The organism is Variovorax sp. RCC_210 (assembly GCF_041355175.1).
In the GTDB taxonomy this organism is placed as follows: domain Bacteria; phylum Pseudomonadota; class Gammaproteobacteria; order Burkholderiales; family Burkholderiaceae_C; genus Variovorax.
Map to the genome: position 1 here is coordinate 293887 of NZ_JBFUPJ010000009.1, position 24859 is coordinate 318745.

The window sequence follows — 24859 nt, forward strand, 5'->3', positions numbered from 1 at the left end:
CCTCGGCTTTCTTCGTCCTCCGTGCCGTTTTTCGTGCCGTCTTTCGTTTTGTCTTCCGCTCCGCCTTCTTCCCCCATCCAGGTCTTCGACGCCATCCGCGCGCTCGCCTTCGTCGGCGATCTCAGCATGGGCCAACCCGTCGACCATTCGACGCGCACCGCGTGGCTGGCTTCGCAGCTCGCGGCGGCCACCGGGCAGGGCGAAGCCACGCAGGGCCACGCGGCCTGCGTGTCCTTGCTGCGCTGGTCGGGCTGCACGGCCAACGCGCCCGAGTTCTCCGACCTGCTGGGCGACGACGTGGGCGGGCGCCGCACCATGCTCGCCACCGGCTCGGCGCGCGCGGCGGCCGACTTCGCGGGCTCCGTGGGGCCGCTCGCGGAAATCCACTGCGAGGTGTCGGGCGACATCGCGCGCACGCTGGGCATGCCCGCGGCGGTGGAATTGCCACTGCGCCACATCTTCGAAACCTACGACGGCCGCGGCAAGCCGAACGGGCTCGACGCTTCGCGCATTCCCGGCGAGGTGTTCCTGGTCAGCATCGCGGGCGACCTCGAGATCCTCTCGCGCGTGCACGGCCTGAGCAATGCGCTGCGCTACATCGCCGAGCGCGCCGATGCCCGCTACCCCGCCTTCCTGGTCGACGCCGTACAGCGCCACGCGGTCGACTGGCTGCACGGGCTGGAGCAGGGCGCCGCGACCGAGGCGCTGCCGTCGCCCGGTACCTTGCAGGGCGCGACCGCGCCGCTGGAGCTCATCGCCGACGTCATCGACCTCAAGCTGCCCTGGATGACCGGTTTTTCGCGCCGAGTGGCCGAGGCCGCGCGGCGTTGCGCCGCCGAGCTAGGGCTGGACGCGGCGCAGCAGCAGCGCGTGTACCGCGCGGGGCTCATCCATGGCATCGGCCGTGCGTCGGTGCCCAACAGCGTGTGGGACACGCCCGGCGTGCGCAGCGAGGCCGACGCCGAGCGGCTGCGCCTCGTGCCCTACTGGACGGAGCGCGCCGCGCGCCGCATCGACACATTGCGCGCCGAAGCCGAACTTGCTTCCTTCGTGGACGAGCGCCTCGACGGCTCGGGCTTCTTTCGCGGCGTGAAGGGGCCGGCCATCGACACCGAATGCCGCGTGCTCGCCGCGGCCGCGCACTGGGTGGCGCTGTGCACCGGCCGACCGGGCAGGGCCGCGCTGCCCGACGCCGACGCGGCCAGCGCCCTGCGCGCCGAGGCCGACGCCGGCCGGCTCGACGCCCAGGCCGTCGCCGCGCTCACCGGCCATCCCCGGGCGGCCGCTGCGGTGCCGTCGTCGAACGACGCCGCATTGCTCTCGGGCCGCGAGGTCGAAGTGCTGGGCCGCATCAGCCTCGGCGAAAGCAACAAGGAGGCGGCGCGCTCGCTGGGCATCAGCCCGAGCACCGTGCGCGCGCATCTGGAGAACATCTTCCGCAAGCTCGGCTGCACCACGCGCGCCGCGGCCACGCTCAAGGCGCTGACGCTCGGGCTGCTCTGACCCGTCCGGCGCCGCGCAAGAACACGATCTTCAGCCGAACGTGAACACGTAGGCCTGCGCACCCGCATCGAGAAACTCGATCTCGAAGAGCCGGTCCGGCCCGTTCGACTGCTGCCGCACCAGCTGGTACAGCCGCTGCGCGTCGATGGTGCCGTTGCCTTGCGCGTCGGTGTCCGTGCCGTGGTCCGCCAGCGGCGGCTTGCCGTCGACACGCACGCGAAAGCGCACCGGCTTGCCGTCGGCCGACGGCCCGAGCACCAGGTGCAGGTCGCGCGCATGAAAGCGGTAGGCGATGCGCCCGTTCGCACGGCCGAGCACCGCGCGCTCGCTGCCGACCGTCCATTCGCCGTCGAGTGCCCACTGGTTGGTGCGCAGCGACGCCGGCGCCTGGTACGCGCGTGCCCGGTCGCTCGCGATGCCGCCGGGCGAGGCGAAGCTGTTCGCGCGTTCGTAGCCCAGGTAGGTCTCGCCCGAGAGCGCAGGCACCGCGGCCGCGGCGGCCTGCGTGCCCTGGCCCTCGGGCGCCACGAGCGTGCCGGCGCCGATGGATGCGGAGACCGGCCGCCCGGCCTCCGCCAGCAGTTGCTGGATGACCTGCTCCGACTGCGCGTACTTGCCCTCGCCGAACTGGTGATGGCGAATGCGCCCCTGCGCATCGACGAAGTACAGCGCCGGCCAGTACTGGTTGTCGAACGCGCGCCAGATGGCGTAGTTGCTGTCCACCGCCACCGGAAAGCCCACGCCCAGGTCCTGGGTGGCGCGGCGCACGTTGGCCGGCTGCTTCTCGAAGGCGAACTCCGGCGTGTGCACGCCGACCACCACCAGGCCAGCGTCCTTGTACTTCTCGGCCCAGGCGCGAACGTAGGGCAGGGCGCGCAGGCAGTTGATGCACGAGTAGGTCCAGAAGTCGACCAGCACCACCTTGCCGCGCAAGGCTTCGGGCGTGAGCGGGGCGGAGTTGATCCACTCGGTGGCGCCGGCGAGCGGCGCGAAGCGGCCTTCGTCGGGCAGGGCTTGCGCGGGCTTGGCCGATTCGGGAGCGGTGGCGGTCAGCATGAGGCCGGTGCGGTCAACGCCTGATTGCGACAGCGGCTGGGGCCGCTTCGTATCGACCTTGTCCACCAGCACCTTCTCCAGCGCCGACGTGGTGCCGAAAGACACCTGGCTCAACAGCCCCGTGTCCAGCCCCAGCGCGATCGCGCCCACGCCGGCCAGCACGGCCACGCCCGCCACGCGCCGCATCCATTCGCCGGTGCGCAGCGACCCCTTCATCAGCGCGAACAGCCGCCCGCCGAACAGCAGCGCCGCCGCAAGCGACGTGCACGCGCCCGCCGCATAGGCCAGCAGCAGCAGCGAGGTGCCGATGCTCGCACCGTTCAGCGCCGCACCCGTCAGGATGAGCCCCAGGATCGGCCCCGCGCACGGCGCCCACAGCAGCCCCGTGCCCACGCCCAGCAGCAGCGGCGAGAACACCGACGCGCGCGCCCGGTCCGCCTCCGACAGGCGCAGCCCCAGCGCCACCAGCGGCCGGCTCAGCCGGTCGGCCACCGACGGAAACAGCAGCGTCACGCCGAACAGCGCCAGCATCGCGATGGCCGCGTAGCGCCCGTACTGGTTCAGCGTGATCACCCAGCCGCCGCCCACCGCCGCCAGCGTGGCAATGGCCGCGAACGCCAGCGCCATGCCCAGCAGCATCGGCAGGCCGTGCGAGCGGAAGGGCCGGTCGGCCCGCGCGAACACGAAGGGCAGCACCGGCAGGATGCACGGGCTCAGGATGGTGAGCACACCACCCAGGTAGGCAACGACGAGGAGGAACATGGTGCGGGTCCGGTGAAGGGTCGATGGCAAGGGTGAAAAAAAGAGCGAGCAGCGGCTTCACGGTCTCGCCATGCGAGCCGCTTGCAGGGAAGGTCAGGGAACGGGTGCGGCGACGAGTCGCGGTGCGATCGCGCGCTAGGGCGCTAGGACGCTAGGACGCTAGGGCGCGGCGCGAATGTCCAGCGTCAGCCGCGCCTCCAGCCCGCCTTCGCTGCGGTTGCGCAGCGCCAGCTCCGCGCCCATGGCCGTCGCCAGCTGGTGCGCGATCGCCAGGCCCAGGCCGGTGCCGCCGGTGCTGCGGTTGCGCGAGCTTTCCACGCGGTAGAAGGGCTTGAGCACCTGCTGCAGTTCGTCGGGCGGAATGCCCGGGCCGTTGTCGACCACGGCCACCACCAGCTGGCCTGCCTCGGCATGCACCTGCAGGCGCACGTCGTCGCCGAACTTCAGCGCGTTGTCGATCAGGTTCATCACGATGCGGCGCAGCGCGTTCGGCCGCGTGACGATGGGCGCGCCCATGCGGCCTTCCAGCCGCACCTGCTGGCCCGCGTCTTCGTAGTCGGCCAGCATGCTTTCGAACAGCGCGTCGGCGTCCACGCGCAGCGGCGGCTCGGTGGCGCCGTGCAGCGTGCGCGCATAGGTCACGCCTTCGCGCACCAGCGCGTGCATCTCGTCCAGGTCCTGGCGAAACTTGTGGCGGTCGGGTTCGCTGTCCATCAGGTCGGTGCGCAGGCGCATGCGGGTGATGGGCGTCTGCAGGTCGTGTGAAATGGCCGCCAGGATTTCCACCCGTTCGGCCATGTAGCCTGCGATGCGCTTCTGCATGGCGTTGAAGGCGCGCGCGGCGTGCCGCACCTCGGTCGGGCCCTCTTCGGCCAGCGGCTGGCCCTTCAGGTCGGGGCCCAGCTCGTCGGCCGCATGGGCCAGCTGCGCCAGCGGCCGCGTCACCAGCCGCACCGCGTACCAGGCGCACACCGCCAGCACCAGCAGCTGCACCCACAGCAGCCACATCACCCAGCTCGACACCGGCATGTCGACCCGGCGCGCATGCACGATCACGCTGGCTCCGTCGGACAGCCGCACCTGAATCTGCAGCCCCTGCGGCGGGTTGGCCACCTGCGCCACCTTGACGATCTGAAACGGCCGCATCGCCTCGGCGATGGCCGTGGCGAACTGCTGCGACATCGGCGTGTCGGGCGCGGTGCCCTGCGCCGTGCCGCCCAGCACGAAGCGGTAGTTGCGCCGCTCCAGCCGCGCCAGCCAGCCTTCGCGCTCGCCGGCCGGCAGCCGGTCGAGGATGGCGACCGAGCTGGCGATGTCGCGCTCGATGCCCGTCATCATCAGCTCGCGCATCGCGATGCCGCGCTCGTAGCGGATCGAGGCGAAGGTCAGCAGCTGCGCGATGGCCAGGCCGATGACGATGATCAGCGTCACGCGGGCGAACAGCGTGCGCGGCACCAGCCGGCGCAGGCGGGGGCCGGGGCCGGGGGGCGCAACCGGGGCGGAAGCGGTGTTCGCGGAAAGGCTTGCGGAGGTAGGCATGGGCTGGTTTATAGACCCGCCGCCGCCGGGGGCGCGGTTGTTTGTATGGCAGTGTGTCGGGCAGCCGGGCGGGACATACAACATTACCTGCCACGGCCCGTGCCGGCCTGCATCGGCCTTGCGCACGTCCGCCCCAAGCAACGTACTGTGGCCGCTCGCCCCGCGGGATACACAGGCATACAAACCCGCTTGTCCCGCCCGGCGGCCGGGCTACATTGCGGCTTCCGCACACAAGCAACAGCCTCACCGCACGGCCATGATCCCCAAGAATTCCGACCACATCCTCATCGTCGACGACGACCGGGAAATCCGCGAGCTGCTCACCACCTACCTGGTCAAGAACGGCCTGCGCGTGGTGGCGGTGCCCACGGGGCGGCACATGCGCGCGGCGCTGGAAGAGTCGGGCCCGTTCGATCTCATCATCCTCGACCTGATGCTGCCGGGCGAAGACGGCCTCACGCTGTGCCGCGACCTGCGCACCGGCAAGTACAAGGCCACGCCCATCCTGATGCTCACGGCGCGCAGCGAGGAGGCCGATCGCATCCTGGGCCTGGAAATGGGCGCCGACGACTACCTGGCCAAGCCGTTCTCGGCCCGCGAGCTGCTGGCGCGCATGCGTTCGGTGCTGCGTCGCACGCGCATGCTGCCGCCGAACATGCACGCGACCGAGTCGGCCACGATGCTGGCCTTCGGCGACTGGCAGGTGGACACCACCGCGCGCCACCTGCTGGACGACAGCGGCGTGATGGTGGCGTTGAGCGGCGCCGAATACCGGCTGCTGCGCGTGTTTCTCGACCATCCGCAGAAGGTGTTGAGCCGCGACCAGTTGCTAAGCCTGACGCAGGGCCGCGAGGCGGAGCTGTTCGAGCGGTCGATCGACCTGCTGGTGAGCCGGCTGCGCCAGCGCCTGCGCGACGATGCGCGCGAGCCGCGCTACATCAAGACGGTGCGCAGCGAGGGCTATGTGTTCGCGTCTTCCGTCGAAGCGTTGGACTGACGCGGGCGCGCGTTGGCGCGCGTCGTGATGCATTGGCAGCTGACAGGGTTGCGCACTTCGTGCGCGATTCCGCCTGCGAAGAAGAGCAGGGCGAACCAGAGTTTCTTCATTTCGTTTGCTGTTGCTGTTGTTGCTGTTGCTCAGGGCGTGTGAACAGCAGCCCATGCATCGTCAAGACCCGCTCGAAGAAGGCGCCGCAAGCAACGCCTGGATCTTCTTCTCGGTCGCGGCGTAGCTGCCCTCGCCAAAGTGCGAATAGACGATCTTTCCCTGCTTGTCGATCAGGTACACCGCCGGCCAGTACTGGTTCTTGAACGCCTTCCATGTGCCGTAGCTGTTGTCCTGCGCGACCGCATGCTTGATCTGCAGGCGCTGGATGGCGTCCTTCACGTTCCTTGTCGACTTCTCGTACGCGAACTCCGGCGTGTGCACGCCGACGACGACCAGCCCCTGGTCCTTGTACTTTTCGTTCCAGTCTTTCACGTAGGGCAGGTGGTTGAGGCAGTTGATGCAGGTGTAGGTCCAGAAGTCGACCAGCACCACCTTGCCGCGCAGCTCCTGCAGTTTCAGCGGCTGCGAGTTGAGCCACGTGTCGATGTTCTGGAACTCGGGCGCGGGCTGCGCGTCGGCCGCGGCAATGTCGCCACCCCACGGCGATGCGGCGAACGACATCGTCAAGGCCGCGGCGGACGCCGTGAGCACGACGGCGAAGAAAAGGGCAGGGGAGCGAAAGCGCATGGGGGTTCCTTCGGAAGAAGAGTGGGGGGTGTTCATCGGTGCGTGAACGTGGCCGATTCTTCGACGCACGCCCCCCTCGCGGCGCGAACTGCGTATGCCTGTGTATCCGCGCGGCGCCGGGCGAACACTACGTTTCACGAAACAGCCGGATCCCGGTCCGACGCCCCGGCTGACAGACAGTTAAGCTAAAGTTCGCATCCTGTCCGGCTCACCACGTTTCAACCGAGTGAAATTCAGAAAAACTGCCAACAGCCTGGTTGCTCGGTTAATGCTGATGGGCCTTCTCATGGCGTTGGTGGGAACGGCCCTGAGCTACTTCCAGCTCACCCGCTTCCTTCGCTCGGACCTCACGCAGTCCGTCGCCACCCAACAGACGGCCCTGGCCGACTACGTGGCCCGCGACGTCGACAACTACCTGGGCGAACGCCTGCTCTTCCTGGACCGGCTGGCCGCCACGCTGCCGCGGGGCCTGCTGTCGCAGCCCGAGCCGTTGCGCGCCTGGCTGGAGGAACGCAGTTCGCTCAGCCCCGTGTTCCCCCTTGGCCTGCAGGTGACCGACGCGGCCGGCAACCGGCTCGACGGGCAAGGGCGCGTGCCCGTGGACGGCTCGGAATTCGCCGGCGCGCTCGCCGGGCGCTCCAGCCTGGGGCGCCCGCAGGCGGTGCCCGTGTCGGGCCATTCGGTGCTGCCCATGGCCGTGCCCGTGCGCAGCGGCGACGGCCAGGTGATGGCCGTGCTCGCCGGCACCGCCGACCTCGACGCCGACGGCCTGCTCGAACACCTGCAGCGCGGACGCGTCGGCCATGCCGGCGGCATCCTGGTGGTGTCGCCGCGCGACCGGCTCTTCGTGGCCTCGACGGACACCTCGATGTCGCTCACCTCGACCCCGCCCGTGGGCGTGAACCTGCTGCACGACCGCGCCATGGAGGGCTACCGCGGCAGCGGCACCACGCGCAACGCCAAGGGCATCGACGAAATCTCGGCCATCGCCTCGGTGCCCATCGCCGGCTGGTTCGTGGTGGCGCGGCTGCCCGTGGCGGAGGCGCTGGCGCCGGTGGGGCGCATGCAGCGCTTCATCCTGCAGCAGCGCGCGCCCGCGGTGCTGGTCGTGCTGGCGGTGATCGGCCTGGTGCTGGTGTGGCTCTTGCGGCCCCTGCTGCGCGCGGCCGACCAGGCCGACCGCATGACCCGCGGCGAGCTCGCGCTCACGCCGCTGCGGGTGGTGCGCAACGACGAAATCGGCCACCTCACGCAGGCCTTCAACCGCCTGCTGGCCAAGCTGGTCGACAACCAGGCGGCGCTGGCGCGCATGGCCCACCACGACAGCCTCACCGGCCTGCCCAACCGCAAGCTGCTGGACGACCGGCTGCAGCAGACGCTGGTGCGCGCCAAGCGCAACGTGAGCCAGGTGGCGCTGCTGTACCTTGACCTGGACGGCTTCAAGAACCTCAACGACACGCTGGGCCACGAGGCCGGCGACCAGGCCCTGCAGGAAATTGCGCGCCGCCTGCTCGGCCTGGTGCGCGAGACGGACACCGTGGCGCGCATGGGCGGCGACGAGTTCGTTCTGCTGGCCGCCGACTTCGAAGACCCGGCCCAGGGCGCCGCGCTGACGCTGGCGCAGCGCTGCATCGAAGCCATTGCCGTGCCGCTGCAGCTGCGCGACTCGCGCATTTCCATCGGCGTGTCGATCGGCATCGCGCTGGGCAGCGGCGACGAAACCCCGCAGGCCCTGCTCGGCGCCGCCGACAAGGCCATGTACCAGGCCAAGCAGGGCGGGCGCGGCAGCTACGTGGTCGCGGGCGAGCGATCGGCCAGGCGGTTGATGTCGGGGTGGCAGACGCTGTAGCGTTGCCGGTCGGTGCGGGCAATGGCCGGTCGTGGCCGGTGTATTGGCAGCGGCTCCAAGGCGTCCCGTCCGACGCGGCGCGGCGGGTCGGCGCGCTAGGGTGGCTTTTCAAAACACCGGAGCCGAGGACATGACCCGTACCCTGCGAACCCTTCTTGCCAGCCCCCCGCTGCACATGGTGCTGGGCGTGGCGGCCGCTTTCATGATGACCGGCTGCGCCGTGTCGCCGCCCACCATCACGCCGGTGAAGCAGGTCGACCTGCAACGCTTCATGGGCGACTGGTACGTCATCGGCAACATTCCCACGCGGCCCGAGCGCGATGCCTTCAACGCGGTGGAGTCGTACAGCCTGAAGCCCGACGGCAGCATCGACACGCGCTTTCGCTACCGCGAAGGCGGCTTCGACGGCCCGCTGAAAACCATGAACCCCACCGGCACCGTGGTGCCCGGCACCAGCAATGCGGTATGGGGCATGCAGTTCATCTGGCCCATCAAGGCGGAGTACGTGATCGTGGACATCGACCGCGACTACCAGCTGACCATCATCGGCCGCAGCGACCGCGACTACGCCTGGATCATGGCGCGCACGCCGACAGTGTCGGAGCCGGTGTACCAGGCCGCGGTCACGCAGCTGAAGACGCTGGGCTACGCGGTCGACAAGCTGCGCCGCGTGCCGCAGCAGTGGCCGGAAGACGCGGACGCAGCCAGGAAGTAGGAAGCAGCCCCGCGTCCGTCTGCTCGCGTCCGTCTCCGCGCGTCCGTCTTCTCGCGTGGCTGCGCGCAGCCCGTGCTAGATGTGCAGCGCCGCCAGCACGCCGATGGCCAGCCCGGCCGCGGCCACGCCGAACATGCCGCGCTCCAGCCACTTCTTCTTGGTGAGCAGCGCCATGGCGGCCAGCGCGATGGACACCTGCAGCACGGTGGTCGCCTGCGCCCAGCGGTGGTGCTGGTGCATCTGCTCTTCAGACTGCGCGTCCCAGCGGTTCGACTCGTCTTCCAGCTTGCGCGCGGCGGTCTGGATGTCGGTCTTTTCCTGCTCGTAGCGCGCCACCTTCACCTGCCAGCCCTGGCGGCGGGTGTCGTCGGTGGCGGTGTCGCGCGCGAACTCGGCCAGCGCCTGCTTGGTGCTCTTCGACTGGAAGTAATTCCACTGGTTCGACGCCTCGGTCTTCTTGATGGCGGCGTTGTTCTTGTAGAGGCCGGCGTTGGCCTGCGTGGCCCCGCCCATGTACGAGAAGATGGCGCCCACGGTGGCGATCACCGCGGTGCACACCGCGATCTTGCTGGTCATGCTCATGCCGCCGCCCTGCGCCGCGGCGTCTTCCGAGCCGTGCCCGTGGTCGTTGCCGTGGCCGCCCGATGCGGCGTGTTCGAGTTCGTGGTCGTGCGGGCCGTGCACGTGAAAGCCGTGTCCTGACATGAAATCCTTTGGGTAGCGGGAGGGGCGAGTCGACAGACTCTCTGGAGAAAAGCGTCGGGCGCGCGTGAGCATGCCCGGTCTTCATGAACGTTCGCCGACACCCAGGCGCCTACAGCGCGGCGCGGGTTCTCCTAAGCGCTTTCCCTCGGTCTTCCCTCGCTCTTCGGTCGCTCTTTCCTCTTTGCTTTAGAGCTCAGCCCCCGGGCGTGACCGTCAGGTAGAACGGCGTCAGCGTGCCCGCCACGGGCCGCAGCAGCTTCAGCAGCAGCGGCTTTCCATAGCCTTCGCCCGCCAGCCGCTTCAACAGGTCGGACAGCTGCGCCAGCGGCGTGCCGTCGCAGCCCACGAGGATGTCGCCGCTGCGCAGTCCGTCGCGCGCGGCGGCCGAGCCGGCCACCACCTCGACCACCCGCACGCCGGTGGCCACGGGCCAATCGTTTTCGCGCACCCAGCGCCGGGGCAGGGCCACGGCGGCGCACTGCACGCCCAGCTTGCCACGGCGCACGGCGCCGTGGCGCATCAGCTCGCCGGCCACCCAGCGCGCGGTGTCGATGGCCACGGCAAAGCTCAGGCCCTGGGCCGAGGGAATGACGGCGGTGTTCACGCCGATGACGTTGGCCGCGCTGTCCAGCAGCGGGCCGCCGGAGTTGCCGGGGTTGAGCGCCACGTCGGTCTGGATCACATCCTCGATCATCCGGCCGCCGCGCGAGGGCAGGCTGCGGCCCAGCGCGCTGACGATGCCGGCCGTCACGGTGAAGTCGAAGCCCAGCGGGTTGCCCACCGCCACGGCCACCTGGCCGGGCTGCAGCGCCGCCGAGCTGCCCAGCGGCAGGAAGGCCGCAGGGTGCGACTCGATGCGCAGCACCGCGATGTCGGTGGAGGCGTCGATGCCCACCAGCCGCGCGATGCTTTCGGTGCCGTCGGCAAAGGCGGCGCGCAGCTCGCTCGCGCCTTCGACCACGTGGGCGTTGGTGAGGGTGAAGCCGTCGGGCGTGAACAGAAAGCCCGAGCCGCTGCCGTGCACCGCGCCCTGGGCGGAGGCAGCACCCCGCTGGCCCGGTTTCTTGACCTTGATGTGCGCGACCGCCGCGCTGGCCGTGTGGGCCACCTGTGTGACGGTGGCCGAGTAAGAGTCGAGAAGGAATTCGTCGCGCGCGCCCATGGAGCACCTTTCAGTCGCCGGGTCCCGAAGAAGATTTCAGGGAAATGTTTCCAGGGAAATGGCGGCGGCGCGCGGGCTTTTCAAGCCAGTGGTGACGGGGGGGAGCCCTGTGCGTCTGCGTGTCCGGAGCCCTCCCCGCGGCTGCGCAGGCGCTCCCTGAAGCCGCTCAGCGCCTTGCGCAGCGGGCCGCTCCACGCGGGGGCGCCGGGCCGGGCAGCCCCTGAAGACCGGGGCGGCCTCGGCGGTGCAAAGCGCAGCGGCAGCGGCATGTGCTCGGAGTCCGGCGGGTTGGCGCTGAACGGGTCCTGGTGCTGCATCAGCGCGTGGGCGATGCGCATGAGCCGCATCGACGCGCCGGGCTCCTCGCGGCGCAGCGCCTCGACCTCCTTGGCGTAGCTCTCGGTCAGGCGCGCCCACCTGGAGAAGTCGTGTCCGAGTGCCGAAGCTTCTCTGTTCATGCCGGGCCTTTCCGTTGTTCGATCGTCCGCGCCGTGAGGGCGGTGCCTGCGCCGGTCCCGCTGTGTGTCGGGGTTTTGGCGCCTGAGTGATCTATCGGAAAGTCCGGCCAGATGTTTAGTACGAAGCCATTCTTTTTTTGGCTACCGGCTCAAATCTTCAATGCCGGGAACGACTTGACCAGGTCGTCCAGCGCCTTCAGCTGGGTCAGGAAGGGTTCCAGCTTGTCCAGCGGCAGGGCGCTGGGGCCGTCGCACTTGGCCTGTGCCGGGTCGGGGTGGGCCTCCAGAAAGAGGCCGCCCAGGCCTACGGCCATGCCGGCGCGCGCCAGGTCGGCCACCTGCTCGCGGCGCCCGCCGGAGGCCGCGGCGCCGGCTTCGCGCTGCTGCAGCGCGTGGGTCACGTCGAAGATCACCGGCAGGTCTTGCGTGATCTTCTTCATCACGCCGAAGCCCAGCATGTCGACCACCAGGTTGTCGTAGCCGAAGCAGGTGCCGCGGTCGCAAAGAATGAGCCGGTCGTTGCCCGCTTCCTTGAACTTCTCGACGATGTTGAGCATTTGCGAGGGGCTCAGGAACTGCGGCTTCTTGATGTTGATGACGCGGCCGGTCTTGGCCAGTGCCACCACCAGGTCGGTCTGGCGCGCCAGGAAGGCGGGCAGCTGCAGCACGTCGACCACCTCGGCCACGGGGGCGGCCTGGGCAATTTCGTGCACGTCGGTGAGCACCGGCACGCCGAAGCTGTCTTTCACGGCCTGCAGGATCTTCAGGCCCTCGTCCAGCCCCGGGCCGCGGTACGAGTGGATCGACGAGCGGTTGGCCTTGTCGAAGCTGCCCTTGAAGACATAGGGAATGCCCAGCTTCTGCGTGACGCGCACATATTCCTCGGCGCTGCGCAGGGCCAGGTCGCGGGACTCCAGCACGTTGACCCCGCCGAAGAGAACGAAGGGGCTTGTGTTGCTGACGCTGACGTTGGGGCTGATGGTGACGGTAGACAAGGTTTTCTCCAGGCTGTTTGGCCCTATTGTCCGTCCGCTTCAGCAGCCCCCGGCCGGCTCAGCCTTTGCGGCGCGGCGGCTCGTTTTTCTTGTCCTTGCCGGCCCTGTCGTCCGTGGCGTCCTTGGCATCCTTGCCATCGGTGTTCGCCGGTGGCGTGCCGTCGTCGCGGTAGCGCAGCTGGTTGCCGACCCGGCTGGGGTACTTCAGCGCGTCCATCGAGCCCGCGCGGCCGGTGAAGGGGCGCATCTCGCTGCCGGTGTAGGTCTCGCGGCGCAGGGGCGGGCGGGGGCCCAGGGTGGGGGTGGGCGCGGCGTTGCTCGGTGCTTCGTCGCGGCCTTGCAGCGCGTCGCGGCCTTGCAGCGCGTCGCGGCCCTTGGTGGTGATGGTGTACAGGTGGCCGGGCGTGCCGTCGTGCCGCGGGCTGGAAACCTCGCGGACGTGACCCTGGAGCCGCAACTCCGCCAGGTCGTCGGACACCGGCCGACCCAGGCTCTGACCGATGACGGTGCCGAGCGACAGGTCCATGCGGGCCACGGCGCGCAGCACCGCAATATGGTCCGGGGAAAGAAAGGCGGGGGAGGAGGGAGTCATCTCGCATTCTCCACGCCTTTGGCGTCCGCCCCGAAAACGCGCCGGGGCAGCCTGCCTGGGCGGTGCTTCAGTCCGCCGAGAGCGATCGGGCCGAAGGGCTTTCAGCGCGCCCCTCGATCCACGCCAGGCACTGCTCGCGCAGCAGGTCGAAGGAGGCCAGCGCGTTCGACTGCGGCTCGAAGATCGACAGCTCGCAATGCGGCTCGGGATGGCCACCCGAATGAATGCGCGCGCTGCCCGCGAACTTTTCGCTGGCCGGTTCCACGCGGTAGTGAATTTCCCAACCGCCGTGGTGCAGCTCCGAATGGGCGAGCGCATCGGGCAAGGCCTTGGTAGCCATCACGCGCTCGCGTCGCGATGGACGGGCGATGGATCTCAGGAGGGATGCCGAGCGAAATGAGTTCATGCGCGGGGTGTGCAACGAAGGTGAAACAAAGGTCAAATGGTTCGTAAAAAATGTAGTGCGCTTCGCATGCGCGCCCTGTCGGAAGAGATGCCGAAAACATCCCCGCCGCGCGACTGCGTGCTGCTACCTTCGACCTCAACCCATCAGTCCATCAGCCCATCAACCCATTGAACAAGGCGTCCCTGCACATGGCCAAGCTCCCCGAGCGATCCGACTTCCCTGCGGGCACCGAATTCGTGATCTACGAGTTCGATGTGCCGCTCGCCTGCGTGCCCAGGGGCGAGGCGGGTGAGGGAAGCGCATGGTTCAACTGGTACGGCGGCAAGCCGCGCCCCTATGCGGTGGAGCGGCTGAAGGTGGACAACAACTGGCCCGCCGACAGCTTCGAGCAATGGGCCGCGCTGGTGAAGGCGTCGCTGTGACAGCACGCCGCAGTGCTTTCCCGAATACAAAGCGGCTCCGCGACGCTCGCTTGCGGTACGTGCGTTAACGCACCGAGCGACGGCCGCTCGGGGCGTAAGGTGCGCGCCGTTGGTCGTTGCAGTCCGGAAGGCTTGCTCGCCGGGTTTCGGTGGGCGCCCTCGGGGCATGCATGCAAAAAAGGCCCGTATGCCACTCGACTACCTTCGCAAAATCGAACACGCCGGCCTTCCTTTGCTGGTAAACGACAGGAGCGAGATCAACAGCATCGCCGTGCTGGTGGCGGCGGGCATGGTGGAGGCGGTGTTGCCGCCCGCCTTGACCGACGACGACGCCGCGGAAGGGCGCCTGCCCGCCGTCGTCAAGCTCATCACGCCCCGGGGACGGGCCGAATTGCTGCTGCATGGCTAGCGCCGGTTGCAGACAGCGCCGCCGTAGGCCCATGCTGCAGCGCCGTCGGCAGCCTATCGTCCAGCCAGTCCATGCGCCACGCCAGCACCGCCATCGCAAGCACCAGCACGGCCGCAGCGGCAAAGCCGGTCGCGCCGTGCCGGTCGCGGTACGGGTCGGGCGCGATGCGCCGGGCGCCCGGCGGCACGTGCGCCATCTGCGAGAGCATGCCGCCCAGCCGCACATTCACCTTCATGCGCCCGTTGATGGCCCAGCCGCTCGCGTCCAGGATCGGCCCCAGGCTGCGCTGGCGCAGCTTGAGCCACGCAATGAGCATGCTCGGCCCCGAGATGGCCAGCACGATGCCCAGCAGCGCCACCGGTATCCATTGCCCCAGGTCGATGAACTTTCCGAAGATGGCCACCAGCACCGCGCTGATGCTCCCCAGCGCCACGCCGATGGCGGCGACGGTGCCCACGTCGACACGGCCCGCGGGGCGGGGCACGGCGGTCGGCACCTTGGCGGCGTCGGCCGCCGCGGCCTGGTCGGCGGTGGTCAGCTTGGTGGCCAGGCTGGTGAGGCTGCCCTGGCCCGCGGCCTCCTGCGCGGCGGCGCGCTTGGCCACCTGCTCCTCGATGACGCGCACGAACTTCTTGTAGGGCGCGAAAAAAGCCTGCGCCACGCTGGTCGGGTTCTCGATCAGCTTGGTGATGGTGGCGTCCCAGTCGCGGCCCTGGCGGTCGTAGAACACGCCGTTGCGGCCCACGAACAGAAAGTCGACATCGCCCGCGGTGAAGGCCGCGACGATGCTCATCTTCGCGCCCTGGCGCGTGCAGTCGCAGTACGCCAGGCAGGTCTTGGCCAGGCCCGCGAGCACGGCGTGCTTGGCCGTGTCCTGCACCTGCACCGTGAGCTCGCAGCTGCGGGCGTCCAGGTACAGCGTGCCGGCCTGGAAGATGGCGCCCTCGCGCCGGTAGAAGGCCTTGAACGACACGAAGTTGTTCAGCAGCACCACCAGGTCGCGCTGCAGGCGAATGAGTTTTTCCAGGTCGACCAGCAGCGCGTTGTGTTCTTCGGCCGCCTCGTCGTCCTTGATGAGCGCCAGCAGCGGCTCGCGCGTTTGCAGCAGGGCGTCGAGCTTGTCCAGCGGCAGCGCGGCGGCCCAGTTGTCGGGGCGCTTGGCCATCAGCGCCTGCAGCGGCGCGAGCATGCGCTTGATGGCGAGCCAGTCGGCTTCGGCCAGCTCGGCAGGTGCGCCCGCGCCCAGCAACGGCTCCACAGCGCGCAAGGTGAAGGCCTCGATGGCGTCGGCCCAGGCGGGGTTCAGGCTGGTGCCGTGCAGCGGCAGCACGCAGCGCGGCGTCACCGGTGCCAGCGGCAGGTCGGCAATGGGCTGGGCCTGCAGGTCGAGCTTGTTGGCGCCCAGCTCGTCGTACGCCTTGGGCGAGGGGTTGAGCGCGGTCACGGCCTGCACGTCGAAGGCCGCCACGCGGCAGCGCGCGAAAAAGTCGTCGAGCTTGGCCTGCACCTTGTTCGTGGCGTCGGCCGCCGCCAGCGTGGGGTCGCCCAGCGGCATCAACGTGGTGTTGCCCGCGTCGGCCTGCGCATGCCAGTCGCGCGCGACCTGCACTTCGGCGAAGAAGGCTTCGGCCCGCGCGCGGTCGATGCCGGGCGTGGCCTTGTGGCGGTCGGGCACGCTGCCGTGCGTGTGCATGACCTGCTCCACGGTGGCGCGCACCGCGTCGTCCTGCGCGGTGTCGGGCGTGACGATGCCGTCGCCGTTGAAGCGCATGGCGGCCAGCAGCTCGCCGCGGTCGGCGATGTCGGCCAGCGTCAGAGTCGCTGCGTCGGGCTTGCCCTGTATCTGCAGCAGCCGGCGCGCTTCTTCGCGGAGCCGGGCGCCGTCGGGGTTGCCGTCGTCGAGTTCGTCCAGCGTGAGCACGTCGCTGCCCTCGAGCAGCACGTCGGGGTTGCGCAGCCGCGCGCACACCCACTCGCACGCCGCCACCACCTCGGGCGGCCGCACGCGGCCGTCGCGGTCGGCGTCGATCAGGTCGAGCGTGCGCGGATCGAAATCGATGCCGCGCGTGGGGCAGGCGAGCGCCACCCACAGCTTCTGGTCAAGTTCACCGATGCGGGCGATGTCCTCGCCCGAGCGGAACACGACCTGGTCGGTGCCGCCCGCGCGAATGAACTGCCAGCGGTGGGGAGGTGTGGAGGGTGTGGAGGGAAGCGGGCGGCGGTCGGCGACCTTCGGTGGGGTTGCGGTGCTCGGCGCTTGCGTCATCGTCGGCGGCCCTCCGCTCAGACCGCGACCTTCTTGTGCTCGCCCAGGTTCTTGGGCGGCTCGCCGGTGATGGCGGCCTTGGCCATCTTGTAGAGCTGCACCATCTTGCTGTCGTCCACGTCCCAGTACTCGGCGCCGAGCACGCTCACGGCCAGCAGGCCCAGGTTGGGGTCGGTGGCGCCGTTGGGGAACCAGGCCTGCGCGGCCTTGGTGAACAGCGCTTCCTTCTTCGCCTGGTCTTCCAGCAGCGCGGCGCGGCCCGATACCGACACGTAGCTGTCGTCGTCGGTGTTGGCATAGGCGATGTTCACGACCGGGTCGGTGGCCACGTGGCGCGCGATGTCGCCGTTCTTGGGCACGAAGAAGTACAGCGTGCCGGCCTCGTCGCCGTTCTTGTTCTGCGTGGTCAGCGGGTGGCTGTGCAGCTGGCCGTCGTCGTGGCGGTGCGTGAGCATGCCGAAGCGGGTGTCCTTGATGAGGTCCCAGAGCTTGCTTTGGTCGGTGGTGGTGGCGGTCATGTCGGGTGCTCCTGATGCGTTGAGGTTGGCGATGAAGGTTTCACCGTAAGGGCAGGTCCGCGAGGGGCTTGAGGACACACACCGCGCTGGCGTGTCGTCCGGCGCCGACAGGTTCGGCGGTGGGGTGCGGCCTGTGCGTGCATCGGGTCGCGCAACGGCCCGTGCTGCCGTAGGTCTTGTCCGTCCGGCGGAGTCGGCATCCCATGTCATCGGCGTGCGGCGCGCGCGTTAACTTGGAGGTCGACGGTCATCCGTTCCTCGTATTTGTTCCTCTTCCTTTTGCGAGGGCCTCGGAGCGTGACAGCGACGAGGCTTGAACCCGGCTTGGCGCCGGGTTCTTTTTTGCGCGCTACCGGTTCGATTCAGTTCACGAAGGCTTCAGCAAACCCTCAGCGATCCTTCAGCCGCGCGCCGCAGACTGGACGGCCCGACACACCCAGCCGCACGCGCGGCCCTTACCTTGAAGAAGCACCTTTTCCTGATGATCGCCGTCGCCACCCTCGCGGTGGGCTGCGGCCACGACGACCACCGGCGCAACCGCGACCGCGACCACAACGGCATTCCGGACCGCTACGAGCGAAACCGCGATGTCAACCGCGACAGCGATGGCGACGGCATACCCGACCGCTACGACCGCCGCCCCGACAACCCGAGAAAGTACTGATCAGGCGCGCTGCCGCAGCGCCAGCACCGACAGCCCGGCGCCGATGAAGGTGAGCCCCGCGCCCACGTTCAGCCCGGTGCCCACGCGCGGGTGGCGCTTCAGCCAGCCCGACAGCCTGAACGCGAAGGCGCCCAGCACGCTGAAGATGAGCGCGGTCAGCACGGCGAAGATGGCGCCGTACACCAGCATCTGCACCGCCACCGGGCCGCGGGCCGCGCTCACGAACTGCGGCAGGAAGGCCAGCACGAACAGGCCCGGCTTCGGGTTGAGCACGTTCGACAGCAGGCCGGTGAAGAACACCTTGCGCAGCGACTGGTGCGCGCCCGGCTCGAAAGAAATCAGGTTGCGCGAGCGCAGCGCCTTGTAGCCCAGCCACAGCAGGTACACCCCACCCACGGCCTTGACGGCCCAGAACGCCACCGGCGACGCCTGGATGACCAGCGACAGCCCGAGCGCCGCGGCCACGGTGTGGCACATGATGCCCAGCCCCGCCCCGATGGACGACAGCGCCGCGGCCGCCTTGCCCTGGCTCAGCCCGCGGCTGATCGCCAGGATGTTGTCGGGACCGGGCGCGAGCACCACCACGAGGCAGGCGGCGAGGTAGGCGAGGAGTACGTCGGTGGGAAACATGGCGGCGGACCTTCAAGTCAATGGAAGCAACAAGGCAGGAGCAGGGTGCGCAAGGATACGCAAGCCGCCGCCCGAATGCACCAGCCGGCCTCCTGGATGCCGCTCAAGGCGCCTTGGGCTTCGAAGACGCCTCCCACGAATCCGGCGTGGTCGCCACCAGCGACCTGAAGTCCTTCCACGGCCTGGCGCCGGGAATGGTGCGCCCGCCCACGATCAGCGCCTTGGCGTACGCCACCATGCGCTCGCGCAGGTAGGCGCGGTCGGACTCGGGCCAGGTCTCTATCGAATGCGGCCCGCGCGCCACCACGATCTCCTTCAGCCCGCGGATGCGGTTGTAGGCGGCCACGGTGCCCTCCAGCGTCTCGGCGCGGTCCCACAGGCCCTTGCCGAAGAAGGCGGCGGGCCAGCGGTCCATGCCCGCGAGCGTCGACGAGTTGGGATAGAAAACGATGTGGTGGTCGGCCGCCATGCCGCCCAGGAACAGGTTGCGGTCGGCCAGGTCGGGCGAATCGCCCACGTAGCCCGCGCCGCTGGCGAACGACGACAGCAGGATGGCGCCGCGAATGTTGCGCAGCCCCTTGGGCGGCGTGCAGCTGGGCTGGGGCATGTCGAAACTGCATTGCGCCACGTAGTTGCGCGTCATGGCCCAGGCGGTGGACATGGAGCCGCGCGAATAGCCGCCCAGCACCAGCGGAATCTCGCTGGCCGGCATGCCCGCGAGCAGCCGGCCGCGCGTGGCGTCGCCCGCGAGCAGCTCGCCCTGCGGCGTGAGAATGCGCAGCCCGCGCCCGGTGTCCAGCGCGGTGAGCGCGCGGAACACGTCCTCGCCTTGCTCCAGCGTGTTGGTGTCGCTGAAGCCGCCCGACAGCCCCTCGCCGCGGCGGTCGTAGGCCAGCACGTCGTAGCCGGCCTGGTTCAGCGCGTACAGGTTCTCGCGCCACCAGCGCTGGCCCATGGTCTCGGTGGTGGCGTTGGGAAAGCTCACGGGCACGGTCTTGCCCGTCTTCGCGTCGGTGCGGTAGGCCACCTCGTCGGGGTGCTGGATGGCCGTGAGCTGCCCGCCGCCGCCCGGCGCCATGATGACCAGCGCGCGCGTCTTCTTCCCCTTGCCGTCGCTCACGCCCGCGCCCTCGATGTACCAGCCGCGCAGCTTGATGTCGCCGGTCATCTTCAGGTCGATGCGCTCGAAGGTGTCGCGCGGCACGGTGAACTCGACGATGGAGGTGCGCGCGTCGGTCTCCGCGATGCCTTCGCGGTAGGGCGCCTTGGCGAAGAAGGCGGGGCGGCGGATTTTCTTCAGGTCGACCTGGCCGTCCGGGTCGATCCTGCCCGACGGGTCGACCACGCCGGTGGAGCGCGTGGCGCGCTCCTTGTTGGGCGGCAGCCAGCGCTGCATCTGCGCGTCGATGCGCTTGAAGCAGGCCGCGTCTTCCTTGCAGGCGCGCCAGCGGGCCTTGAGCTTCTCGTCGCTGAACTCGCTCACGTGGTAGTCGCCGCCCGCGTAGCCGGCCGGCGTGGGGTTGGCCGTCATGAGCACCGGCACGCAGACCTTGGCGCCGGTTCCCTTCGGACCTTGCCCTAGCAGGTAGCCCCCCATGTTCGCGTTGCGGTCGGTGCCCACCCAGGCGGTGCAGTCGGTGGGCGGGGGCTTGCTGGCCGCGGCCTGGCGCTGGGCCTCGGTGGTGCCCGAGGCGCAGGCGCCGAGCAGGAGCGCGGCGACCAGGGGGAGTGCGGCGCGCGTGATCGCTTCAGTCATCAAGACGGTGGCTCCGGTGAAGAGCAGGAAATCTGGAGGCCCGATCTTCGCCGCATTCACACCGCGTAACCAAAGCCAACACGCCTTGTGCGTGCAAGCGCAGGCGCTGTCGGCTGTAGGAAATTTCCTGCACGCGCATGCGCGAATGTCCACTCTCAAATGGTGCGGCGCGCGTGCTCAATCCGACCCGGTTCGGGTCGATGTCAACCCATTTGCCAACCCATCGACAGCGCCCCGAACCTGCGAATGACATGCGAATGACATGCGGATGACACCACGACAAGCCAGGAGACAAGACAGATGAACTTCGAAGGCATCTACTGCTTCGACACGGCGAGCGTGCGCTTCGCCGTCTACCCCGAAGGCCCGGGCGGCCCGCGCGTGATCGCGCAGATTTCCGAGCACACGCTGCACGACGGTTTCGGCGAACGCGAGGTCGGCGAGCGCCTGCTGGACGTGTGCCGCCGGCATTTCCCGGTGATCGAGCCCGCGGCCATCGCGCGCTACCGGGCCGAGCCGGGCCGGGCAATCACGCTCACGGTCGACGATTTCGCGCTGCACGCCTGAGGCCGCCACCAGAAGCCGAGGAAGCCGAAGCCGACATTCGGGCAACTCTCCGACAAGCCAAGTCGGTGCAGACCGTAACCACGGCACGCGGTGTCGCCGCAGATTGAGACACCGCCAGACGAACAACGCAGTCGTTCCTTGAACAGCCGTGTCGCTGGCCTTCACATCAAGGAACGCCGGTGCCTCTGAACCATTCACTCCAAGGCGAGCGAGACGCCTACCTTTTCCACGAAGGAACCCATTCACGCCTGTACGACCTGCTCGGGGCGCACCCGCAGCCGGGTGGCGGCGTGAACTTTGCGGTGTGGGCGCCCAATGCCGAGTCGGTCTCGGTGGTGGGCGACTGGAACTACTGGTCCGGCGACGCCGACCCGCTCTCGCCCAGCCCCGACCACACGGGCATCTGGCAAGGCCATGTGCCGCAAGCCGCGCTCGGGCAGACCTACAAATACCGCATTCGCTCGCGCTTCGGCGGCTACGCCGTCGACAAGGCCGACCCGGTCGCCTTCAGCGCCGAGCTGCCGCCGGCCACAGGGTCGCGCATCTGCGAACTGTCGTACCAGTGGAACGATGACGAGTGGATGGCGCGGCGCGGCGCGCACAACGCGCTCGACGCGCCGCAGTCGGTCTATGAAGTGCACCTGGGCTCCTGGCGTCGGCACGACGGCCAGTTCCTGAGCTACCGCGAGCTGGCGCACGAACTCGGCGCCTACGTCACGAAGATGGGCTTCACGCATGTGGAGCTCATGCCCGTGACCGAGCACCCGTTCTACGGCTCCTGGGGCTACCAGACCACCGGCTACTTCGCGCCCACCGCGCGCTACGGCTCGCCGCAAGACTTCATGTACATGGTCGACTACCTGCACCAGCAGGGCATCGGCGTGCTGCTCGACTGGGTGCCCTCGCACTTTCCGGTCGACGAGCACGGGCTGGGCTACTTCGACGGCACGCACCTGTACGAGCATGCCGACCCGCGCCAGGGCTTCCACCCCGAGTGGAGTTCGGCCATCTTCAACTACGGCCGCCCCGAGGTGCGCAGCTTCCTGGTGTCGTCGGGCCTGTTCTGGCTCGACCTGTACCACCTGGACGGCCTGCGCGTGGACGCGGTGGCCTCCATGCTCTACCTCGACTACGCGCGCAAGCACGGCGAGTGGATTCCCAACCGCCACGGCGGGCGCGAGAACCTGGAGGCCATCGACTTCCTGCAGACGCTCAACCGCGCCGTGTACCGCGAGTTTCCCGACACCGTCACGGTGGCCGAAGAGTCGACCGCGTGGCCGCGCGTGTCCCGCCCCACCGACATGGACGGCCTGGGCTTCGGCGAGAAATGGAACATGGGCTGGATGCACGACACCCTGGCCTACATGAAGGAAGACCCGGTCAATCGCAAGTACCACCACCACAAGCTGACCTTCTCGCTGGTGTACGCCTTTCACGAGAACTTCGTGCTGCCGCTCTCGCACGACGAGGTGGTTCACGGCAAGGGCTCGCTGGTCAACAAGATGCCGGGCGACAACTGGCAGCAGTTCGCCAACCTGCGCGCTCTGTTCGGCTTCATGTGGGCGCACCCGGGCAAGAAGCTGCTGTTCATGGGCGGCGAGTTCGGCCAGCGGCGCGAGTGGACGCACGACGGCGAGCTCGAGTGGTTCGTCACCGAGCAGGCGGGCCACGGCGGCCTGCAGCGGCTGGTGGCGCAGCTCAACCGCGTGTACCGCGAGCAGCCCGCGCTGCACCAGCTCGACTTTTCCGCGGCGGGCTTCGAGTGGCTCACCGCGGACGATGAAGAGAAGAGCGTGTTCGCCTTCCTGCGCAAGTCCGCCGACGGCAGCCCGCCGCTGCTGGTGGTGAGCAACATGACGCCGGTGCCGCGCACCAATTACGTGCTGGGCGTGCCCGGTGGGCTGAAAGGCACGCTGGGCGGCAACTTCTGGCGCGAAGTCATCAACACCGACGCGGCCGAATTCGGTGGCGCGGGCTGGGGCAACCTGGGCGGCGTGGAGGCCGCTCCCGTGCGATCGCACGGCCGCATGCAGTCGGTGAGCCTGACCCTGCCGCCCCTTTCGACGCTGATCCTGGAGCAACGGCCCACACCATGAAGAACATCTTTGCCACCCGCCACGCCCCCGTGGCGACCGACATCGCAGACGACCACGGCAACGTGCGCGCCGTGATCGACGCCGTGCTGCCCGCCGTGGACAACGGCCGCTTCCCAGTGAAGTGCGTGGCCGGCGAGCGCGTGCGCGTGCGCGCGCACTGCTTCACCGACGGCCACGACGTGCTGCGCGTGCAGCTGCGCTGGCGCGCGCACGACCAGCCCGAGTTCCGCGAAGTGCCCATGAAGCCGCTGGGCAACGACGTGTGGGAGGCCGCGTTTTCGCCGCCCGCGCTCGGGCGCTACGTGTACACCGCGGTGGCGTGGGTCGACCCCTTCGAGTCGTGGCGCAGCGAGATGACGCGTCGCGTCGACCCCGACGACGTGCGCATCGCCTCGCAGGTGGGCGCGCTCGAAATCGCCGCGGCCGCCGGGCGTGCCGACGGCGTCGACAAGACCGCGCTGCAGCGCTGGGCCACCGAGCTCGACGCCGTGGCCGCCACGCCCGGCGCCGACGCCGTGGCGCTCAAGGCCCTGGCGCTCGACGAAGAGCTGGCCGACACCGCGCGCCGCCACCCCGACCGGCGCCACGAGGCGCACTACCCGGTCGAGCTGCCGCTGGTGGCCGACCGCGAGCGCGCGCGCTTCAGCACCTGGTACGAGTTGTTCCCGCGCTCGGCCGGCTCCGAGCCCGGCGTGCACGGCACCTTCAAGGACGTGGAAGCCCGCCTGCCGGCCATTGCCGCCATGGGTTTCGACGTGCTGTACTTTCCGCCCATCCACCCCGTGGGCCGCGTGCAGCGCAAGGGCCCGAACAACAAGCTGGTGAGCGGACCCGACGACGTGGGCAGCCCCTGGGCCATCGGCGCGGCCGAAGGCGGCCACAAGCACATCCTGCCCGCGCTGGGCACGCCCGAAGACTTTCGCCAGCTGCTGGCGCGCGCGGCCGAGCACGGCCTGGAGATCGCGCTGGACATCGCCTTCCAGTGCGCGCCCGACCACCCGTACGTGAAGGAACACCCCGACTGGTTCCGATGGCGGCCCGACGGCAGCGTGCAGTACGCCGAGAACCCGCCCAAGAAGTACCAGGACATCTACCCCTTCAACTTCGAGAGCGACGACTGGCGCGGGCTCTGGAACGAGCTGAAGAGCGTGTTCGAGCACTGGGTGGGCGAGGGCGTGCGCATCTTCCGCGTGGACAACCCGCACACCAAGGCCTTTCCGTTCTGGGAGTGGGTGATCGCCGAAATCAAGCGCACGCACCCCGAGGTCATCTTCCTGGCCGAGGCCTTCACGCGGCCCAAGGTGATGCACCGGCTGGCCAAGGGCGGCTTCTCGCAGAGCTACACCTACTTCACCTGGCGCAACACCAAAGAGGAACTGGTCGAGTACTTCACCGAGCTGTCGACCACGCCCGGCATCGACTACTTCCGGCCCAACGTGTGGCCCAACACGCCCGACATCCTTCACGAGCAGCTGCAGGGCGGCGAGGCGTCGGTGTATATGTCGCGGCTGGTGCTGGCGGCCACGCTGTCGGCGAGCTACGGCATCTACGGGCCGGCCTACGAGCTGCGCGAGCACCTGCCGCGCGAGCACGGCAGCGAGGAGTACCTCGACTCCGAGAAGTACCAGCTGCGCCATTGGAACCACGACGACCCCGAGAGCCTGGCGCCCTTCATCGCGCGGGTGAACCGCATACGCCGCGAGAACCCCGCGCTGCAGTGGGACCGCACGCTGCGCTTCCTGCACGTGGACAACCCGCAGCTGCTGGCCTACGCCAAGACCTCGGCCGACGGCAGCAACGTGGTGGTCACGGTGGTCAACCTCGACCCCCACACGCCGCAGTCGGGCTGGGTCGGGCTGGAGCCCGGCAGCGTGGGCGTGAGCCCGGCCTCGCGTTCCTTCCAGATGCACGACCTGCTCAGCGGTCAGCGCTTCATCTGGCAGGGCGACTGGCATTACGTGCGGCTCGACCCGCACACCGCACCCGCGCACATCTTCGTGGTCCGTCGGCGCCATGGCGACGAGCGCGACTTCGACTACTTTCTTTGAGAGGTC

23 protein-coding genes are annotated in these 24859 nt (G+C 69.2%); 10 read left to right on the top strand and 13 right to left on the bottom strand.

Annotated elements, in window-relative coordinates; all coding sequences use genetic code 11:
* Positions 1-33 precede the first annotated feature (33 nt).
* A complete protein-coding gene (locus AB6807_RS24490) occupies positions 34-1503 on the top strand; it encodes an HD domain-containing phosphohydrolase (protein ID WP_371086568.1) in 1470 nt (489 codons plus the stop codon).
* 30 nt (positions 1504-1533) lie between these two features.
* On the opposite strand, the gene AB6807_RS24495 is transcribed toward AB6807_RS24490, so the two are convergent.
* On the bottom strand, positions 1534-3321 hold the full coding sequence (locus AB6807_RS24495; RefSeq protein WP_371086569.1) for a cytochrome c biogenesis protein DipZ: 1788 nt from the start codon (positions 3319-3321) through the stop codon (positions 1534-1536).
* A 159-nt stretch (positions 3322-3480) separates the two neighbouring features.
* On the bottom strand, positions 3481-4860 hold the full coding sequence (locus tag AB6807_RS24500; protein WP_371086570.1) for an ATP-binding protein: 1380 nt from the start codon (positions 4858-4860) through the stop codon (positions 3481-3483).
* A 256-nt stretch (positions 4861-5116) separates the two neighbouring features.
* Between AB6807_RS24500 and AB6807_RS24505 the strand changes: the two genes are divergently transcribed.
* Positions 5117-5857, top strand: a complete 741-nt coding sequence (locus AB6807_RS24505) for a response regulator (protein WP_116907111.1) — start codon at positions 5117-5119, stop codon at positions 5855-5857.
* A 171-nt stretch (positions 5858-6028) separates the two neighbouring features.
* On the opposite strand, the gene AB6807_RS24510 is transcribed toward AB6807_RS24505, so the two are convergent.
* Positions 6029-6595, bottom strand: coding sequence for a thioredoxin family protein (locus tag AB6807_RS24510; RefSeq protein WP_371086571.1), 567 nt, complete (start codon positions 6593-6595; stop codon positions 6029-6031).
* Positions 6596-6881: 286 nt separating this feature from the next.
* Here AB6807_RS24510 and AB6807_RS24515 point away from each other — a divergent pair, with 286 nt between their 5' ends.
* Positions 6882-8444, top strand: coding sequence for a diguanylate cyclase domain-containing protein (locus tag AB6807_RS24515; protein WP_371086572.1), 1563 nt, complete (start codon positions 6882-6884; stop codon positions 8442-8444).
* 130 nt (positions 8445-8574) lie between these two features.
* The gene (locus AB6807_RS24520) at positions 8575-9159 is read left to right on the top strand and encodes a lipocalin family protein (protein ID WP_116907113.1); all 585 of its coding nucleotides are present in this window, start codon (positions 8575-8577) and stop codon (positions 9157-9159) included.
* A gap of 75 nt (positions 9160-9234) precedes the next feature.
* Here the strand turns inward: AB6807_RS24520 and AB6807_RS24525 are convergent, their stop codons facing one another.
* The 6 genes from AB6807_RS24525 to AB6807_RS24550 form a co-directional block, all read right to left on the bottom strand.
* Positions 9235-9864 carry a DUF4337 domain-containing protein gene (locus AB6807_RS24525; RefSeq protein WP_116907114.1) on the bottom strand — a complete coding sequence of 210 codons (630 nt, stop codon included), beginning with the start codon at positions 9862-9864 and terminating at the stop codon, positions 9235-9237.
* A 193-nt stretch (positions 9865-10057) separates the two neighbouring features.
* A complete protein-coding gene (locus tag AB6807_RS24530; protein ID WP_371086573.1) occupies positions 10058-11026 on the bottom strand; it encodes a S1C family serine protease in 969 nt (322 codons plus the stop codon).
* A gap of 80 nt (positions 11027-11106) precedes the next feature.
* Positions 11107-11484, bottom strand: a complete 378-nt coding sequence (locus AB6807_RS24535) for a hypothetical protein (protein WP_371086574.1) — start codon at positions 11482-11484, stop codon at positions 11107-11109.
* A gap of 149 nt (positions 11485-11633) precedes the next feature.
* On the bottom strand, positions 11634-12479 hold the full coding sequence (kdsA, locus tag AB6807_RS24540; protein ID WP_116907117.1) for a 3-deoxy-8-phosphooctulonate synthase: 846 nt from the start codon (positions 12477-12479) through the stop codon (positions 11634-11636).
* A 58-nt stretch (positions 12480-12537) separates the two neighbouring features.
* Positions 12538-13071 (bottom strand): hypothetical protein, encoded by a 534-nt coding sequence (locus AB6807_RS24545; protein ID WP_371086575.1) that lies wholly within the window; start codon positions 13069-13071, stop codon positions 12538-12540.
* A gap of 67 nt (positions 13072-13138) precedes the next feature.
* The gene (locus AB6807_RS24550; protein ID WP_116907119.1) at positions 13139-13411 is read right to left on the bottom strand and encodes a hypothetical protein; all 273 of its coding nucleotides are present in this window, start codon (positions 13409-13411) and stop codon (positions 13139-13141) included.
* Positions 13412-13665: 254 nt separating this feature from the next.
* Here AB6807_RS24550 and AB6807_RS24555 point away from each other — a divergent pair, with 254 nt between their 5' ends.
* Together AB6807_RS24555 and AB6807_RS24560 are read left to right on the top strand one after the other, a co-directional pair.
* Positions 13666-13899, top strand: coding sequence for a hypothetical protein (locus AB6807_RS24555; protein WP_371086576.1), 234 nt, complete (start codon positions 13666-13668; stop codon positions 13897-13899).
* A 187-nt stretch (positions 13900-14086) separates the two neighbouring features.
* On the top strand, positions 14087-14308 hold the full coding sequence (locus AB6807_RS24560) for a hypothetical protein (RefSeq protein WP_371086577.1): 222 nt from the start codon (positions 14087-14089) through the stop codon (positions 14306-14308).
* On the opposite strand, the gene AB6807_RS24565 is transcribed toward AB6807_RS24560, so the two are convergent.
* Positions 14268-16574, bottom strand: coding sequence for a hypothetical protein (locus AB6807_RS24565; RefSeq protein WP_371086578.1), 2307 nt, complete (start codon positions 16572-16574; stop codon positions 14268-14270). The genes AB6807_RS24560 and AB6807_RS24565 overlap by 41 nt on opposite strands.
* A gap of 17 nt (positions 16575-16591) precedes the next feature.
* A complete protein-coding gene (locus tag AB6807_RS24570) occupies positions 16592-17092 on the bottom strand; it encodes a pyridoxamine 5'-phosphate oxidase family protein (RefSeq protein WP_116907121.1) in 501 nt (166 codons plus the stop codon).
* Between the two features lie 460 nt (positions 17093-17552).
* On the opposite strand from AB6807_RS24570, the gene AB6807_RS24575 reads away from it, so the two are divergent.
* Positions 17553-17756, top strand: a complete 204-nt coding sequence (locus AB6807_RS24575) for a hypothetical protein (RefSeq protein ID WP_132748687.1) — start codon at positions 17553-17555, stop codon at positions 17754-17756.
* On the opposite strand, the gene AB6807_RS24580 is transcribed toward AB6807_RS24575, so the two are convergent.
* Positions 17757-18386, bottom strand: coding sequence for a LysE family translocator (locus AB6807_RS24580; RefSeq protein ID WP_371086579.1), 630 nt, complete (start codon positions 18384-18386; stop codon positions 17757-17759).
* A gap of 103 nt (positions 18387-18489) precedes the next feature.
* Complete coding sequence (locus tag AB6807_RS24585) at positions 18490-20142, bottom strand: hypothetical protein (protein ID WP_371086580.1); 1653 nt, start codon at positions 20140-20142, stop codon at positions 18490-18492.
* Positions 20143-20442: 300 nt separating this feature from the next.
* Here AB6807_RS24585 and AB6807_RS24590 point away from each other — a divergent pair, with 300 nt between their 5' ends.
* The 3 genes from AB6807_RS24590 to AB6807_RS24600 all read left to right on the top strand — a co-directional run bounded on the left by AB6807_RS24590 (position 20443) and on the right by AB6807_RS24600 (position 24853).
* A complete protein-coding gene (locus AB6807_RS24590; RefSeq protein WP_116907125.1) occupies positions 20443-20709 on the top strand; it encodes a hypothetical protein in 267 nt (88 codons plus the stop codon).
* A gap of 179 nt (positions 20710-20888) precedes the next feature.
* Positions 20889-22805 (top strand): 1,4-alpha-glucan branching protein GlgB, encoded by a 1917-nt coding sequence (gene glgB, locus AB6807_RS24595; RefSeq protein ID WP_371086581.1) that lies wholly within the window; start codon positions 20889-20891, stop codon positions 22803-22805.
* Positions 22802-24853 carry an alpha-1,4-glucan--maltose-1-phosphate maltosyltransferase gene (locus AB6807_RS24600; RefSeq protein ID WP_371086582.1) on the top strand — a complete coding sequence of 684 codons (2052 nt, stop codon included), beginning with the start codon at positions 22802-22804 and terminating at the stop codon, positions 24851-24853. Before glgB ends, AB6807_RS24600 begins: the two co-directional genes overlap by 4 nt.
* Positions 24854-24859: the final 6 nt, after the last annotated feature.